General features: G+C 61.0%; 18 protein-coding genes. 13 read left to right on the top strand and 5 right to left on the bottom strand.

Annotated elements, in window-relative coordinates; genetic code table 11:
- Nucleotides 1-34: 34 nt before the first annotated feature.
- The 3 genes from N005_RS13395 (at nt 35) to N005_RS13385 (ending at nt 1,859) form a co-directional block, all read left to right on the top strand.
- Entirely contained in the window at nt 35-907 is an 873-nt protein-coding gene (locus N005_RS13395; RefSeq protein ID WP_047701630.1) for a CheW domain-containing protein, read from the top strand.
- A gap of 70 nt (nt 908-977) precedes the next feature.
- Nucleotides 978-1,463, top strand: a complete 486-nt coding sequence (locus tag N005_RS13390; protein ID WP_024778681.1) for a chemotaxis protein CheW — start codon at nt 978-980, stop codon at nt 1,461-1,463.
- On the top strand, nt 1,464-1,859 hold the full coding sequence (locus tag N005_RS13385) for a DUF2802 domain-containing protein (protein ID WP_047701629.1): 396 nt from the start codon (nt 1,464-1,466) through the stop codon (nt 1,857-1,859).
- Nucleotides 1,860-1,911: 52 nt separating this feature from the next.
- On the opposite strand, the gene N005_RS13380 is transcribed toward N005_RS13385, so the two are convergent.
- The 5 genes from N005_RS13380 to fliK form a co-directional block, all read right to left on the bottom strand.
- Nucleotides 1,912-2,487: a DUF4276 family protein gene (locus N005_RS13380; protein ID WP_047701628.1), complete on the bottom strand. Its 576-nt coding sequence runs from the start codon at nt 2,485-2,487 to the stop codon at nt 1,912-1,914.
- Complete coding sequence (locus N005_RS13375; protein WP_047701627.1) at nt 2,481-3,596, bottom strand: AAA family ATPase; 1,116 nt, start codon at nt 3,594-3,596, stop codon at nt 2,481-2,483. The genes N005_RS13380 and N005_RS13375 overlap by 7 nt, the downstream gene beginning before the upstream one ends.
- 294 nt (nt 3,597-3,890) lie before the next feature.
- Complete coding sequence (locus tag N005_RS13370; protein WP_047701626.1) at nt 3,891-4,181, bottom strand: hypothetical protein; 291 nt, start codon at nt 4,179-4,181, stop codon at nt 3,891-3,893.
- 703 nt (nt 4,182-4,884) lie between these two features.
- A complete protein-coding gene (locus N005_RS13365) occupies nt 4,885-5,214 on the bottom strand; it encodes an EscU/YscU/HrcU family type III secretion system export apparatus switch protein (RefSeq protein WP_047701625.1) in 330 nt (109 codons plus the stop codon).
- Nucleotides 5,211-6,782, bottom strand: coding sequence for a flagellar hook-length control protein FliK (gene fliK / locus N005_RS13360; RefSeq protein ID WP_047701624.1), 1,572 nt, complete (start codon nt 6,780-6,782; stop codon nt 5,211-5,213). The genes N005_RS13365 and fliK overlap by 4 nt, the downstream gene beginning before the upstream one ends.
- A gap of 199 nt (nt 6,783-6,981) precedes the next feature.
- Here fliK and ccmA point away from each other — a divergent pair, with 199 nt between their 5' ends.
- From ccmA to N005_RS13310, 10 genes are all read left to right on the top strand, one after another.
- The gene (gene ccmA / locus N005_RS13355; protein ID WP_047701623.1) at nt 6,982-7,617 is read left to right on the top strand and encodes a cytochrome c biogenesis heme-transporting ATPase CcmA; all 636 of its coding nucleotides are present in this window, start codon (nt 6,982-6,984) and stop codon (nt 7,615-7,617) included.
- Complete coding sequence (gene ccmB, locus N005_RS13350; RefSeq protein WP_024778686.1) at nt 7,614-8,282, top strand: heme exporter protein CcmB; 669 nt, start codon at nt 7,614-7,616, stop codon at nt 8,280-8,282. Before ccmA ends, ccmB begins: the two co-directional genes overlap by 4 nt.
- Nucleotides 8,283-8,375: 93 nt before the next feature.
- Complete coding sequence (locus tag N005_RS13345; protein WP_047701622.1) at nt 8,376-9,131, top strand: heme ABC transporter permease; 756 nt, start codon at nt 8,376-8,378, stop codon at nt 9,129-9,131.
- The gene (ccmD, locus tag N005_RS13340) at nt 9,128-9,304 is read left to right on the top strand and encodes a heme exporter protein CcmD (protein WP_047701621.1); all 177 of its coding nucleotides are present in this window, start codon (nt 9,128-9,130) and stop codon (nt 9,302-9,304) included. Before N005_RS13345 ends, ccmD begins: the two co-directional genes overlap by 4 nt.
- Nucleotides 9,301-9,756, top strand: coding sequence for a cytochrome c maturation protein CcmE (gene ccmE, locus N005_RS13335; RefSeq protein ID WP_024778689.1), 456 nt, complete (start codon nt 9,301-9,303; stop codon nt 9,754-9,756). The genes ccmD and ccmE overlap by 4 nt, the downstream gene beginning before the upstream one ends.
- Nucleotides 9,757-9,759: 3 nt before the next feature.
- Nucleotides 9,760-11,748: a heme lyase CcmF/NrfE family subunit gene (locus tag N005_RS13330; RefSeq protein WP_047701620.1), complete on the top strand. Its 1,989-nt coding sequence runs from the start codon at nt 9,760-9,762 to the stop codon at nt 11,746-11,748.
- Nucleotides 11,745-12,281, top strand: coding sequence for a DsbE family thiol:disulfide interchange protein (locus tag N005_RS13325; RefSeq protein WP_047701619.1), 537 nt, complete (start codon nt 11,745-11,747; stop codon nt 12,279-12,281). Before N005_RS13330 ends, N005_RS13325 begins: the two co-directional genes overlap by 4 nt.
- Entirely contained in the window at nt 12,278-12,751 is a 474-nt protein-coding gene (locus N005_RS13320) for a cytochrome c-type biogenesis protein (RefSeq protein ID WP_047701618.1), read from the top strand. The genes N005_RS13325 and N005_RS13320 overlap by 4 nt, the downstream gene beginning before the upstream one ends.
- Complete coding sequence (ccmI, locus tag N005_RS13315) at nt 12,744-13,946, top strand: c-type cytochrome biogenesis protein CcmI (RefSeq protein WP_047701617.1); 1,203 nt, start codon at nt 12,744-12,746, stop codon at nt 13,944-13,946. Before N005_RS13320 ends, ccmI begins: the two co-directional genes overlap by 8 nt.
- Nucleotides 13,947-13,960: 14 nt before the next feature.
- Nucleotides 13,961-14,368, top strand: coding sequence for a hypothetical protein (locus N005_RS13310; RefSeq protein ID WP_047701616.1), 408 nt, complete (start codon nt 13,961-13,963; stop codon nt 14,366-14,368).
- Nucleotides 14,369-14,521: the final 153 nt, after the last annotated feature.

Genomic DNA, 14,521 nt, shown 5'->3' with positions numbered 1-14,521 from the left:
TGCCGATAACGTTCATATGCGGTGCACTGTTTTCATGAACCGCCCGATCAAGACAACCTCGCGTCCGCAAATGGCCTTGCAGTCCTACCTGGATGGGCTGTTGCAGGAGGCGACCGAAGAATTGCCACCGGAACCGAGCGTGCCCGAGGCTTTGCCCGCGTCCGTCGAAGCCGAAGGTGTGCTGGATGAGTTTCAGGCGGCCGTGCTCGAAGAGCAGGCCCGTGATGCACGCAAGTCAGTGGTTGCCGCAGCGGTGGAAGCACCGGTCGCCAGGCCACCGATGAAAGTCATGGAGGCGCCTGCGCCGGTGCTGGCGGCGGTTTCCACCGTTGCACCGTTGTTGCAGGGCCTGGTGACGCCAGTGGTGGAAGTCCATCTGCCACCGAGCAACACGCCGCCGCCGGTGGAAACCGACGACCGTCCGGCCTGGGCCGCGGAGCCGTTCGAGTGCCTGTTGTTCGATGTGGCCGGGTTGACCCTGGCGGTGCCGCTGGTATGCCTGGGATCGATTTACTCCCTGGCCGGGCACGAATTGACGCCGTTGTTTGGCCAGCCGGATTGGTTCCTCGGGATCCTGCCGAGCCAGGCCGGCAACCTGAAGGTACTGGATACGGCGCGCTGGGTGATGCCGGACCGTTATCGCGATGATTTTCGCCAGGGCCTGCAATACGTGATTTCGGTACAAGGTTACGAGTGGGGATTGGCGGTGCACCAGGTCAGCCGTTCGCTGCGCCTGGACCCGAGCGAGATCAAGTGGCGCAGCCATCGAGGGCAACGGCCATGGCTGGCGGGTACGGTGATCGAGCACATGTGCGCCTTGCTGGACGTTTCCGAGCTGGCGGAGCTGATCGCCAGTGGCGGGGCAAAACACCTGGGCGGCACCAAGCCGGTCCAGAAACCGAAATAACACAGTCGGTGGCGCACAGCGTCACGGCGCAGAACACACCGCCACAGGCGGTTTTTCGAGGGGTCAGGGTATGAATGATAAGGCGTCGTCTCTCAAGGGTTCCGAAGATCCGATCCTGCAATGGGTCACCTTCAAACTCGATAACGAAACCTACGGCATCAACGTGATGCGCGTGCAGGAAGTGCTGCGCTATACCGAGATTGCCCCGGTACCGGGTGCGCCAAGCTATGTGCTGGGTATCATCAACCTGCGCGGCAACGTGGTCACGGTGATCGACACCCGCCAGCGTTTTGGCCTGAATTCCACCGAGGTCAACGACAACACCCGTATCGTGATCATCGAGGCCGACAAGCAAGTGGTCGGTATCCTGGTCGACAGCGTTGCCGAAGTGGTTTACTTGCGTCAGTCGGAAATCGAAACCGCGCCTAACGTCGGTAACGAAGAATCGGCCAAGTTCATCCAGGGCGTCTGCAACAAGAACAACGAGTTGCTGATCCTGGTCGAACTGGAAAAAATGATGAGTGAGGAAGAGTGGTCGGAACTGGAGAGTATCTGATTGATTCTTGAGGTAGCAGTCATTGTCCTGTTTCTTTTCTGGGCAGGCACGCTGGCGATGTTCCTGGCGTACATACGCGACCAGCGGCAGGTCGCCGCTCAACAGGCCCAGGGCGATGCGCTGCGCGATCAGCGCATCCGAGACCTGGCCAAGCGTGTCGACGATTACCAGAACGGTACCGTGCGCATGGGGGAAGCCATCCATGAGCTGCGTGCCGTGGTCGGCCCATTACCGGACAAACTGGCCCAACTGGAACAGCGCGACCCCTCAAGCTTGTCCTTTGCCCAGGCCGCGCGGCTGGTGGGCATGGGCGCCAGTATCGACGAACTGACCCAGGCCTGTGGCTTGACCCAGGCCGAGGCGGAATTGATGAGCAAGTTGCACAGGGGCGGCTAAGCGCCTTGAGCGGCAAGCTGCAAGAGATTTCAGCCTGCAGGTTGTCCTGCGCTTAGGCTTGTCCTTGCCTCGTGAAATAGCTGACAAGTTCCTTCGCACTTGGGCACCCTGGGTGCGAGGCGGCTTGACGAATGCTGAAGCCATAGTGCTTGACCATCTTCTTTGCAAACGCGGTCTTGTTGCCCGGACCGCGTTTGCCAAGCTCATTTGATATTTCTTTGAGGCGGTCCCAGGGCTTGTTCAGTGTCTGCTCGGGTTGAGGCTCATCGAAGTGATGGACGTCAAGCCATTTGCGTATTGCACTTGAGTCAGCCAGGAACCATCCTTCCAATGCTTTTACAGCGACAAATGTGATATCTATTCGATCGTTTGAGATGCGCTCTCTGACTACATCAACCGATTCTTCATCTTCGAGATCAGTAAGCACAACGATTCTGTCCACTGCTTGCTGATCCAGGCGCGCCAGATAGGCGTCGATGTTTTGCGGTAAAAGATTACCGCCTCCCTTGGCATTGACCACGGGATTGACCAGTTCAAAGTCGTTTTCCAGCAGAAGCGCTCTGAAGTCAGCGGATTCGATAACGATTTTTTCGCTGTCGCCTTCAACGATGAATCCAACTTTTACCATGGCAGGCCTCCATCAAAAAGATTGGCCAGCCAGGCGGTGTCCAGCGGGATATCTTTTTTATCGACCCTTGAGTCCGAAGCGCATTTGACCTTGGTCTTGCCATCCTCTTTATTCACGAGCCACAGTTCTTCAAGGTCAAGATTCCGGACAACGGATTCGCTATGGGTGGTGATGAGAACCGGGTGCTCCACGGACGCATTTTCACGCATCAACTGGACCAGCTCACCGATAGCTTTCGGATGAATGCCTCGTTCCGGCTCCTCTATGATTGTGATGCCTGATTTGTCTGCACGGCTTAATACAGCGGTCATGATGCACAGGGCATAAATCGTACCGTCAGAAATCAGCCGTGCCGGGAACCGAGCTTTTGTTCCTTCTTCCTTGAAGGTAATCACCGTTGAGCCATCCAACCTTTGCTTCTCGGTAGAGACATTCTCCATTCCCGGAACTATCAACTCGATCCATTCCAGTACCTGGTCACGAAAGCGTTCGTTTTTCTCCAGAACTGACAACATGGTTGCCACGTTTCGACCGTGACTATCGAGTGTCGTAGCGTCTGCTGTTGAGTTGTCAGGTTCCTTGGCTTCTAGCGGATCGATCCGGAATACTTGGATATTGGTGAGCATGCGATACAGCGGCGAATGGCTGAGCAGCATGAGCGCAGTCATGTCCTGTGCGTATTCAGGCAAGAGCTGCAGACCCTGGGCGTCACTTAAAGCAATCTGCGTTTCGTTGCTAGTCTTGCGGTCAATGACTTGTTTGCCGTTGACCTTCAAGCTTTCAAGTACTTGAGGTACCCGATCTATTCCGGATATTTTCAAGCTGTAGTCGAACAACTCTTCTTTGAGCTTTATCCTGAGTGCAAAGGAGATTGTCGTTCGTTTTTCCTTCCTATGCTTGAAGCAGTGAATCTGCTGGAATCCCCCAAAGTCACGTATTGCCTGGGCAGCTCCTCGCTTCACTACCGCCCCCAGAAAGGCCAGCGCGTCAGTAATGTTGCTCTTACCTGCACCGTTCGAGCCGGCTAGAGCTGTAAAGGGCGGCACATCCCGCAGGACTATGTTTACCGCGCTCTTGAAGCCTTCGATCTCGAGGTATTCAATTTTCATCGCAAATCCTCAGCTCTCCTCGGTCACCAGCACAGAAATCCTTGAGATCAGGCGCTTGGAGTCATTTTTCGTAATGTATTCTACTCAATGGGCGCTGATTCTATAGACAAATTGGAAAGCCTGCTTCTGAGTGAAATTCGGTAGGACTATTGGCTATTTTGCATTCAAGACAAAGACCAAAAAAGCGGAGGCCTAAATCTTACTGAGCGTCTTTCAGAAGGCTTTCTATCGCCTCTAAATACGGACCAGAAAAGCAACAACCCGCCGAGACGGGTTGTATGTCTGGAACCGCAGCTATCCCTCAGATGCCTCCAACCCCCGTACCTCAATTACCCGAAACACATCGCTCACATCCTGAACCAGAATCCGAGCAATGTTGGTGACTGTATTTACGTCGTTTTCGGCATAGTCGGGCAGGGTGGTGCAGGCCATGAGGCTGAGATACTTGAGGACGGCTTCGAGACGTTCGTTCAGGCAGCTGTGGAGTTCAGTCAGTGGGGCATTGGCATCAATGAGAAGGATGGGATGTTCGGTGGCGAAGTGAGACATGGGGGTGAAGTGGTTGAGCGGGGGTTGAGTTGTCATGGTGTTAATCCTGATAAAAATTGGATTGCCACCGTTCTGCTGCGAAACAGGATGGGTGGCAGTTATGCGCGGGTTCGCAGACCGGAGGATTAACACCAAGACCCGGCAGACCCGAAGGTCTCCCACGCACAACCGCCATGAAACGATGCGCAACCGAAAGCCGGCCGTACATGGCGAACAAGGTATCAATCTTAAGGGCTGCGAAACCCTTCGCCAACTGATGTCAGCGACAGGCCAACTTTAGGCAGTGATTTTGGTAGCCGCAACCAGGCTGTAGGAAGCTCAGGTGGATATCCTGGCGAGTGGTTCCCCCGCGCTTCGTGATGCAAGCCCACTAAAACCGGCTGTTGCGCTATGTCTGGTGATACGGGTTAGCAGGGTTTGGTTTGTTTCTCGGCCCAGCGAGCGCTGACTCCTTCAACATAGACAGTTATTTCCCACAGGATTTACAGACTTCAAAATCGGTCGCATCGCTGGTGGCCTGTACGGTTAATTCGAGTACTCAAATTCGAGTGCCAGGGCCTGCCAGGCAAGGCGCCACGACGAGTCGTAGCCCCGCTACGGCAAGGAATGGCAACGCAGCCTGGCAAGTCCTGGCGCCGAAGTTGAGTAAACGAATTAGCCACACAGGCCACTAGCCAGCGATCAGTTCGAGACTCTCTGCAATGAGTAGATTGTTCGTATTCAGCGTCGCCGCTGGCAGTCAGTAATCCTCCCCACGCTCCGTCACATCCTTCTCCACACTCTGCGCATGCGGGTCGAACCCCTTGGGGAATTTGCCCTTGAGTGTCCAGGCAAAGGCAATGATTTCGGCGATGGTGAGATACAACTCCTGCGGAATGCTCTCCCCCAACTCCAGCCGGGCCAGGAGCTTCACCAGCTCGGCATTCTCATAGATCGGTACTTCACTGTCCCGGGCGATCCGCAGGATTTCCTCGGCCAGGGCTTCGTCGCCCTTGGCGGTGAGGGTCGGGGCGTGGTGACCGTCGTATTTGAGGGCGATGGCCTGGCGGGGTTCGGTATGGGCTGTCATGCGGTTTCGTCCACCCAGCGTTGTTCGAGTCGGGTCTTGGGGCCTTTGGGCGGGATGCCGACATGGCAGTCCAGGTCAGTAACGTTCACGCCGCAGGTCACCAGGCGCTCGCGCAGTGCCGCCAGGTTGCGTTCGATCAGGTTCGCCGTGTAGGGCCGTTCCGCCCACAACTGGCTGGACAGGCTGCCGCTGAGCAATTGCGCCTGGACCTGCAGCGGCCCCAGTGGCTCCAGGTCGAATGCCAGCTCGACCCGCCAGAGCTGCTGCTTGGTCTCGCGTTCTTCCTTTCGCTCGTTGGGTTGTTCCCGAGGCGGGGTTTCCTCCCGTTGAAACTTGACCTGCAACGGCACGATGTCCTGCAGGTTGCGCATCGGGATTTCCAGTTGCCAGGTGCTCATCAACCGGCCGTCGTCGGTCAGGCCGGTTTGCTCCAGGCTCGACAGCTGGTGACTTTGCAAGCGCGACACGGCAGCGGCGGCGAGGCGCAGCAGGTGTTCCAGGTCGCCTTCATCGTCCTGGCCCTTCAGCAGGCGCGAGGGTAGGGGGAAACTGGTGGGCTGCGGCTTTGCGCTGACCTGGCCGAGGGTGCCCAGGGCGTTGCGCACGAAGCTGGGCAAGGCCTGGGCCAGGGTGTTGGCGGCGATGACAGCGCCGAGATTGGTGGAAGCGGGCAGAGTCGTGGTCAGTTGGGCGATCAACTTCAGCAGGTCACCCTTGAGGTCCGCGGCCACGCTCGGAGGTTGCCCGGCCAGCAGTTTGCTTTCCAGGAATACACCGCTGGCAGCCAGGGCCTGGGCCAGGCCCTTGGGCGTGCTCAATTGCTGTACGTCCGGCAGGTTGGCCAGCAGGCGCGTCACCGCGGCGCGCAGCTCGACGCCGGTCTCGTCCGTGGCGGGCAGCGCCTGCAGGGCACTGAGCAGGCTGTCCAATGATCCCTGGCGACTCACCTGGGTCACCAGTTGCTGGCTCACCGCCAATTGTTCCTGGCGGTTGCTCAGCGGAACGAATTTCAATGTCTGGGCATCCTGCACCTGGGCGCTCAACAGCGTGCCGATACGCAGCGGCTGGGGGCTGTCGATGTCCAGGGTGCTGCCGGCCTGGGCAGTGTTGAGCAGACTCACCAGTGACCGATACACCGCCGGTTGCCCCGGCAACTGCGGCAACGCCTGGCTGGTAATCACCTTGCCTTGCAGCAGGGTGCCGACCGGCAGTTGCGTGGTGTCGATCCGGGTCAGGGTCGCAACGCTGGAAGCAACGGCCTGTTGTACGGCGATCGCCAGGTTGCTGGCGGACGGCTGGGTCACCGCCAGGCTGGTGCCTTGTGGCAGCGGCTGGGCGCTGGTGGCCTGCACCGTGGTCTGGCGACCGCTTTCCAGGGTGAGCTTGAGCAATAGCTGGAAAGTCTGGTCCGCCTGCTTGAGCGACAGCACCTCGGCACTGGCCGTCTGGCCGGCGGCGATCAGGCCTTCGACCGGCGTCAGCAATTTGAGCAGCTCGCCACTGACCGCCGGCGTACGCGTCGTTGCCGTGGTCTGGGGCAGCGGCTGGATGTTCATGTCGCCTGTCATCTGCGGACTTACCCTGGAACTAATTGAGGAACGCCCCCTGGGGGCATGCCATGTATAATGCCGCCCGTCTTTCAGGGAGCGGCGAAAACCTTGCAATTGTTTGACGCAGCTCTGTGGAACAGGCCATCAATGCATCTATGCTGCATCTCTTTAACGGCCGCTGCACCGCCGACTTAAACCGTATAAGGCCCGCGATCCCTTGACCAGTCCTCTCTTGCAAACCGTCGGTCTCGCCTGTGAGCGAGACTTGCGGCTGCTTTTCGAACACCTCGAATTGAGACTCTCGCCTGGCGATATGGTGCAAGTCAGTGGCCCCAACGGCAGTGGCAAGACCAGCCTGCTGCGCCTGCTGGCCGGGTTGATGCAGCCGACCGCCGGCCAGGTGTTGCTCAATGGTCGGCCCTTGCAGGACCAGCGCAGCGAACTGGCCCGCAACCTGCTCTGGATCGGCCACGCCGCCGGGATCAAGGATTTGCTCACTCCCGAGGAGAACCTCAGCTGGCTCTGTGCGCTGCATCGGCCCGCCGGCCGCGAAGCGATCTGGCAAGCGTTGGCCACGGTGGGGCTGCGCGGCTTCGAAGACGTGCCATGCCATACCTTGTCCGCCGGTCAGCAGCGTCGCGTGGCCCTGGCCCGGTTGTACCTGGACAGCCCGCCGCTGTGGATTCTCGACGAACCCTTCACCGCCTTGGACAAGCAGGGCGTGGCACAACTTGAGGAGCATCTGGCCGGGCATTGCGAGGACGGAGGCATGGTGCTCCTGACCACCCACCATACCCTGGCCCGGATGCCGTCCGGTTATCGCAACATTGATCTGGGGAACTGGGCCGTATGAGCGTGTTTGGCCTGTTGCTTGCCCGCGAGGCGCGCCTGCTGTTCCGTCGTCCGGCCGAACTGGCCAACCCGCTGGTGTTCTTCGCGATCGTCATCGCGCTGTTCCCGTTGGCTGTCGGACCGGAGACTCAATTGTTGCAAACCTTGTCGCCGGGACTGGTCTGGGTGGCGGCGCTTTTGTCGGTCCTGCTCTCGCTGGACGGGCTTTTCCGCAGTGATTTCGAAGACGGTTCCCTGGAACAGTGGGTCCTTTCGTCGCACCCCCTGGCCCTTCTGGTTTTGGCCAAGGTACTGGCACACTGGGTTTTTTCCGGCCTGGCGCTGGTATTGCTCTCGCCGCTGCTGGCGATGATGCTGGGGTTGCCTGCCGCGTGCATGCCGGTGCTGCTGGTCTCGTTGCTGCTGGGTACACCGGTGCTGAGCCTGCTCGGTGCGGTGGGGGCGGCCTTGACGGTGGGTTTGAAGCGCGGCGGCCTGTTGCTGGCGTTGCTGATCCTGCCGCTGTATATCCCGGTGTTGATCCTCGGCAGTGGCGCCTTGCAGGCCGCCTTGCAAGGCATGCCGGCAATCGGTTACCTGCTCTGGCTCGGGAGCCTGACCGCCCTGGCGATAACCCTGACACCCTTTGCAATAGCTGCTGGCCTGAAGATCAGCGTCGGCGAATAATAATGAGGCCTGGTCAAAAAACGACCACTTCCTGTGAAGTTAAGGCAGATCCGCGGCGCGTGACAGCGCGCCGCAACCGTGATGGAAACAGCAATGAACTGGACCTGGTTTCATAAGCTCGGCTCACCCAAATGGTTCTACGGCATCAGCGGCAAGTTATTGCCCTGGCTGAGCATCGCCGCACTGCTGCTGATTGGCATCGGCGTGGTCTGGGGCCTGGCGTTCGCGCCGCCGGATTATCAACAGGGCAACAGCTTCCGGATCATCTACATCCATGTGCCGACAGCGATGCTCGCCCAGTCGATCTACGTCATGCTGGCGGTGTGCGGCGTGGTCGGGCTGGTCTGGAAGATGAAGCTGGCCGACGTGGCCTTGCAATGCGCCGCGCCCATCGGCGCCTGGATGACCGCCGTGGCGCTGGTCACCGGGGCCATCTGGGGCAAGCCGACCTGGGGTTCGTGGTGGGTCTGGGATGCCCGACTGACGTCGATGCTGATCCTGCTGTTCCTGTACTTCGGTCTTATTGCGCTGGGCAACGCCATCAGCAATCGTGAGAGCGCGGCCAAGGCCTGCGCGGTGCTGGCGATTGTCGGCGTGATCAACATCCCGATCATCAAGTACTCGGTGGAGTGGTGGAACACCCTGCATCAGGGCGCGACGTTCACCCTCACGGAAAAACCGGCGATGCCCGTGGAAATGTGGTTGCCCTTGCTGCTGACCGCCCTGGGTTTCTATTGCTTCTTCGGCGCGGTGCTGTTGCTGCGCATGCGCCTGGAAGTGCTCAAGCGCGAAGCCCGGGCCAGTTGGGTGAAGGCCGAAGTACAGAACAGCCTGGAGGCCGCTCGATGAGTTTCGCTTCATTCGGCGATTTTCTCGCCATGGGCCATCATGGCCTGTATGTCTGGTCGGCCTATGGCATCTGCCTGGCGGTGCTGGCCCTTAACGTGGCGGTGCCGATCCAGGCCCGCAAGCGGTATCTGCAACATGAGGCGCGTCGTCTGCGCCGGGAGAACGGTCAGTGAATCCGCTGCGCAAAAAACGTCTTGTCATCATCCTGGCGATCCTGGTGGGTGTCGGTGCCGCGGTCGGCCTGGCCTTGAGCGCCCTGCAGCAAAATATCAACCTGTTCTACACCCCGACCCAGATCGCCAATGGCGAAGCGCCCAAGGACACCCGCATCCGCGCCGGCGGCATGGTGGAGAAGGGCTCGCTGGTCCGTTCCGGGGATTCGCTGGACGTGAAGTTCAACGTCACCGATTTCAACAAGACCGTGACCATCACGTATCGCGGCATCCTCCCGGACCTGTTTCGTGAAGGGCAGGGCATCGTCGCCCTGGGCAAGCTCAACGCCGATGGTGTGGTGGTGGCCGACGAAGTGCTGGCCAAGCACGACGAAAAATACATGCCGCCGGAAGTGACCAAGGCACTTAAAGACAGTGGTCAGTCGGCGCCCGCTCCCGTGAAGGAAGGCTGATCGATGAACACTGGCATCTTTATTCCCGAGTTGGGCCACCTGGCGATGATCCTGGCCCTGTGCCTGGCCCTGGTGCAGGCCGTGGTGCCGCTGCTCGGTGCCTGGCGCGGCGACCGCCTGTGGATGAGCCTGGCCCAGCCGGCGGCGTGGGGACAGTTCGCCTTCATGGTGTTCGCCTTCGGTTGCCTGACCTACGCCTTCATGACCGACGATTTTTCCGTGGCCTACGTCGCGAGCAATTCTAACAGCGCCTTGCCCTGGTACTACAAGTTCAGTGCGGTGTGGGGCGCCCATGAAGGTTCGCTGCTGCTCTGGGCCTTGATTCTCGCCGGCTGGACTTTCGCCGTCTCGGTGTTCTCCCGGCAGTTGCCCCAGGTGATGCTCGCCCGGGTGCTGGCGGTAATGGGCATGATCAGCACCGGTTTCCTGCTGTTCCTGATCGTCACGTCCAACCCATTCGCGCGGATCCTGCCGCAGATGCCGATGGATGGCCGCGACCTCAATCCGCTGCTGCAGGACATCGGCCTGATCGTTCATCCGCCGATGCTCTACATGGGCTACGTCGGCTTTTCCGTAGCGTTTGCCTTTGCCATCGCCGCGTTGCTGGGCGGTCGCCTCGATGCTGCCTGGGCCCGCTGGTCGCGTCCGTGGACCATCGTCGCCTGGGCCTTCCTCGGCATCGGAATCACTCTCGGTTCGTGGTGGGCCTACTACGAACTGGGCTGGGGCGGCTGGTGGTTCTGGGACCCGGTGGAAAACGCCTCGTTCATGCCCTGGCTGGTGGGCACGGCACTGATTCACTCGCTAGCGGTCACGGAGAAGCGTGGCGTGTTCAAGAGCTGGACCGTGCTGCTGGCGATTGCGGCGTTCTCCCTGAGCTTGCTGGGGACCTTCCTGGTGCGTTCCGGCGTGTTGACTTCGGTGCATGCCTTCGCCTCGGACCCCGAGCGCGGCGTGTTCATCCTGATGTTCCTGCTGTTCGTGGTCGGCGGTTCGCTGACGTTGTTCGCCTTGCGGGCCCCTGTGGTCAAGAGCCAGGTCGGCTTCAACCTCTGGTCCCGGGAGACGCTGTTGCTGGGCAACAACCTGGTGCTGGTGGTGGCCGCGTCGATGATCCTGCTGGGAACGTTGTATCCGCTGGTGCTCGATGCGCTCTCCGGCGCCAAGCTGTCGGTCGGCCCGCCGTACTTCAATGCGCTGTTCATCCCGCTGATGGCGATCCTGATGGTGGTGATGGCCGTTGGTGTGCTGGTGCGCTGGAAAGACACGCCGGTCAAGTGGCTGCTGGGCATGCTGACGCCGGTGCTGCTGGGCACTGCCGCCCTGGCCGTGGTGGCCGGGATCGCATATGGCGATTTCAACTGGGCGGTGCTGGCAACCTTCGTCCTGGCGGCCTGGGTATTGCTGGCCGGTGTGCGGGACATTTTCGACAAGACCCGTCACAAAGGCCTGGTCAAGGGCCTGCCCACCCTGACCCGCAGCTACTGGGGCATGCAGATCGCCCACCTGGGCATCGCCGTCTGTGCCCTGGGCGTGGTGCTGTCCAGCCAGAACAGCGCCGAGCGCGACCTGCGCCTGGCACCGGGGGAGTCCATGGAGCTGGCCGGTTACCAGTTCGTGTTCGAGGGCGCCAAGCATTTCGAAGGCCCGAACTTCACGTCCGATAAAGGCACGGTGCGGGTCATTCGCAATGGCCAGGAAGTGACGGTACTGCATCCCGAGAAGCGCCTCTACACCGTACAGAACTCGGTGATGACCGAGGCTGGCATCGACGCCGGTTTCACCCGCGACCTCTATGTGGCACTGGGCGAATCCCTGGGCGACGGCGCCTGGGCGGTGCGGGTGCACGTCAAGCCGTTCGTGCGCTGGATCTGGTTCGGTGGTTTGTTGACCGGACTGGGCGGGGCGCTGGCGGCGCTGGATCGGCGTTATCGAGTCAAGGTGAAAACCCGGGTGCGCGAAGCCCTGGGCGTGACGGGAGCCACTGCATGAAACGTTGGTTGATGGTATTGCCGCTGGCGCTGTTCCTGATGGTGGCGGTCGTTCTGTACCGGGGGCTTTTCCTGGACCCGTCCGAGTTGCCTTCGGCGATGATCGGCAAGCCGTTCCCGGAGTTCACCCTGCCGTCGGTGCAGGGCGACAAGACGCTGACCCGCGCCGATCTGCTGGGTAAGCCGGCACTGGTCAATGTGTGGGGCACCTGGTGCATTTCCTGCCGGGTCGAGCATCCGGTGCTGAACAAGTTGGCCGAGAAAGGCGTGGTGATCTACGGCATCAATTACAAAGACGTCAACGTCGATGCCTTGAAGTGGCTCGCCGAGTTCCATAACCCGTATCAACTGGACATTCGTGATGAAGAGGGCTCCCTGGGCTTGAACCTTGGGGTCTATGGGGCTCCGGAAACCTTCTTCATCGATGCCAAGGGCGTGATCCGTGACAAGTTCGTCGGGGTGATCGACGAGCAGGTCTGGCGGGAGAAACTGGCTGGCAAATACCAGGCACTGGTGGACGAGGCCAAGCCATGAAGCGCTGGTTAACCGCCGTCGTCCTGGGTTTGAGCCTCGCCGGCATGGCCCAGGCCGCCATCGACACCTACGAATTCGCCAACGACGGCGAGCGCGAGCGGTTTCGCGAGCTGACCAAGGAGCTGCGCTGCCCCAAGTGCCAGAACCAGGACATCGCCGACTCCAACGCCCCGATTGCCGCCGACCTGCGCAAGGAAATCTTCCGCATGCTTGGCGAGGGCAAGGACAACCAGCAGATCATCGATTTCATGGTGGATCGCTACGGTGAGTTCGTGCGCTACAACCCGGCCCTGACCTCCAAGACCGCGCTGCTCTGGTTCGGCCCCGCCGGGTTGTTGCTCGGCGGCTTCGTCGTCATCGCGCTGATCGTGCGCCGCCGCCGGGTGCAGCGCACCGCCGCCCCGGACACGCTTTCCGTCGAGGAGCGCCAGCGCCTCGACCAACTGTTGGATAACACCAAGCATGATTGATTTCTGGCTCGCCGCAGGTCTGCTTCTCCTGATTGCCCTGAGTTTCCTGTTGATCCCCGTGCTGCGGGTTCGTCGCGCCCAGCGGGAAGAGGACCGCACCGCGCTCAATGTGGCGCTGTACCAGGAGCGTGTCGCCGAGTTGCAGGTCGAGCAGGCGGAGGGCGTGCTCAACGCCGCGCAACTGGACACGGGCCGCGCCGAAGCCGCTCGGGAACTGCTTGCCGATACCGAGGGTGCCGAGGCGCCGCGCGAATCCCGCATGGGCAAGCCGCTGCCGTTACTGGCGGCCGTGCTCGTGCCGGTGCTGGGCCTGGGCCTGTACCTGCATTTCGGCGCGAGTGACAAGGTCGAACTGACCCGTGAATTCGCCCAGGCGCCGCAGTCGATGGAAGAAATGACTCAGCGCCTGGAAAGGGCAGTGGCGGCACAACCGGATTCCGCCGAGGGCTTGTATTTCCTCGGACGCACCTACATGGCCCAGGATCGGCCGGCGGATGCGGCGAAGATCTTCGAGCGCACCGTGGCGTTGGCGGGGCGGCAGCCCGAGCTGCTGGGGCAGTGGGCCCAGGCGCAGTATTTTGCCGATGGCAAGAAATGGTCGGACAAGGTCCAGGCCTTGACCGACGAGGCCCTGAAGCTCGATCCCAAGGAAGTCACCAGCCTGGGCCTGTTGGGCATCGCCGCGTTTGAAGGCGAACGCTATCAGGACGCAATCGATTACTGGGGGCGCCTGCTGGCGCAACTGCCGGAGGGCGACAAATCCCGCGAGGCGCTGCAGGGCGGTATTGCCCGCGCCACCGAGAAGCTGCAAGCCAGTGGCGGCAAGGTGGCTCAGGCTCCGGCGGTCAAGGCCGGCGCACTGCTCAAGGTCCGTGTCGACCTGGCGCCGGCCCTCAAGGCCAAGGTGCAGCCGGGCGACAGCGTATTCATCTTTGCCCGCGCCGTTTCCGGCCCGCCGGCGCCGCTGGCGGCCAAGCGCCTGACCGTCGCCGACCTGCCCGTCAGCGTCGAGCTGGGGGACGCGGACGCGATGATGCCGCAACTGAAACTGTCGAACTTCCCTGAAGTCCAACTGGTGGCGCGTATCTCCCGGGCCGGGCAACCGACTTCCGGTGAGTGGATCGGCCGCAGCCAGCCCCTGGCCACCAGCACTACGGCGCCGCAACAACTGACCATCGACAGCCCGGACCAATGACAGGAATTTGTACCATGACCGCCATCGCCCGTATCACTCTGCTGACGCTCGTCCTGGGCCTGAGCGCTTGTGCGGTTCATCGTCCGCCGGAGCCTTCGACGCCGCTGCCACCCATTCCGCCCTCGACGCCGACCACCAAGCCGGTGCCGTCCACCGCGCCGGGCAAACCGGCCACCCCGAGCAAACCGGCCAAGCCGCTGCCGCGCACATCCGCCAGTTTCGCCCCGCCACCTGGGGGCAACAGCCACTGGGACGCCAAGCTCGGGGTCTATGTGCTGGATAACCAGCCCAACACCTTCTACCGCCAACGCACCCACTATCGCTGGAACAACGGCTGGAGCCGCTCCGTCAGCCCCAATGGGCCGTGGGAAGACACCACCATCGAAGGCGTACCGGGGGGATTGGGGCGCCAGTTTCACTGAAGATAGGTAGCAGGCTACTCCTTGTGGGAGCGAGCCTGCTCGCGAAGGCGGCAGGTCAGCGAATACAGATGTTGACTGACCCACCGCTTTCGCGAGCGGGCTCGCTCCCACAGGTTTTGCGGATGTGGCATGGTTTTTTGTGCCCACCTGTCA

The organism is Pseudomonas mediterranea CFBP 5447 (genome assembly GCF_000774145.1).
GTDB classification, from domain to species: domain Bacteria; phylum Pseudomonadota; class Gammaproteobacteria; order Pseudomonadales; family Pseudomonadaceae; genus Aquipseudomonas; species Aquipseudomonas mediterranea.
The sequence above is the reverse complement of the archived record's forward strand: the minus strand, read 5'-3'. Positions and strand labels throughout refer to the sequence as shown.

What these genes read in the sequence shown, in the direction of transcription:
- N005_RS13375 (WP_047701627.1), bottom strand. Translation starts at nt 3,596, where the DNA reads ATGAAAATTGAATACCTCGAGATCGAAGGCTTCAAGAGCGCGGTAAAC.
- N005_RS13370 (WP_047701626.1), bottom strand. Translation starts at nt 4,181, where the DNA reads ATGACAACTCAACCCCCGCTCAACCACTTCACCCCCATGTCTCACTTC.
- ccmI (WP_047701617.1), top strand. Translation starts at nt 12,744, where the DNA reads ATGATTGATTTCTGGCTCGCCGCAGGTCTGCTTCTCCTGATTGCCCTG.
- N005_RS13325 (WP_047701619.1), top strand. Translation starts at nt 11,745, where the DNA reads ATGAAACGTTGGTTGATGGTATTGCCGCTGGCGCTGTTCCTGATGGTG.
- N005_RS13345 (WP_047701622.1), top strand. Translation starts at nt 8,376, where the DNA reads ATGAACTGGACCTGGTTTCATAAGCTCGGCTCACCCAAATGGTTCTAC.
- N005_RS13380 (WP_047701628.1), bottom strand. Translation starts at nt 2,487, where the DNA reads ATGGTAAAAGTTGGATTCATCGTTGAAGGCGACAGCGAAAAAATCGTT.
- N005_RS13395 (WP_047701630.1), top strand. Translation starts at nt 35, where the DNA reads ATGAACCGCCCGATCAAGACAACCTCGCGTCCGCAAATGGCCTTGCAG.
- N005_RS13330 (WP_047701620.1), top strand. Translation starts at nt 9,760, where the DNA reads ATGAACACTGGCATCTTTATTCCCGAGTTGGGCCACCTGGCGATGATC.
- fliK (WP_047701624.1), bottom strand. Translation starts at nt 6,782, where the DNA reads ATGACAGGCGACATGAACATCCAGCCGCTGCCCCAGACCACGGCAACG.
- N005_RS13390 (WP_024778681.1), top strand. Translation starts at nt 978, where the DNA reads ATGAATGATAAGGCGTCGTCTCTCAAGGGTTCCGAAGATCCGATCCTG.
- ccmD (WP_047701621.1), top strand. Translation starts at nt 9,128, where the DNA reads ATGAGTTTCGCTTCATTCGGCGATTTTCTCGCCATGGGCCATCATGGC.
- N005_RS13365 (WP_047701625.1), bottom strand. Translation starts at nt 5,214, where the DNA reads ATGACAGCCCATACCGAACCCCGCCAGGCCATCGCCCTCAAATACGAC.
- N005_RS13310 (WP_047701616.1), top strand. Translation starts at nt 13,961, where the DNA reads ATGACCGCCATCGCCCGTATCACTCTGCTGACGCTCGTCCTGGGCCTG.
- N005_RS13320 (WP_047701618.1), top strand. Translation starts at nt 12,278, where the DNA reads ATGAAGCGCTGGTTAACCGCCGTCGTCCTGGGTTTGAGCCTCGCCGGC.
- ccmB (WP_024778686.1), top strand. Translation starts at nt 7,614, where the DNA reads ATGAGCGTGTTTGGCCTGTTGCTTGCCCGCGAGGCGCGCCTGCTGTTC.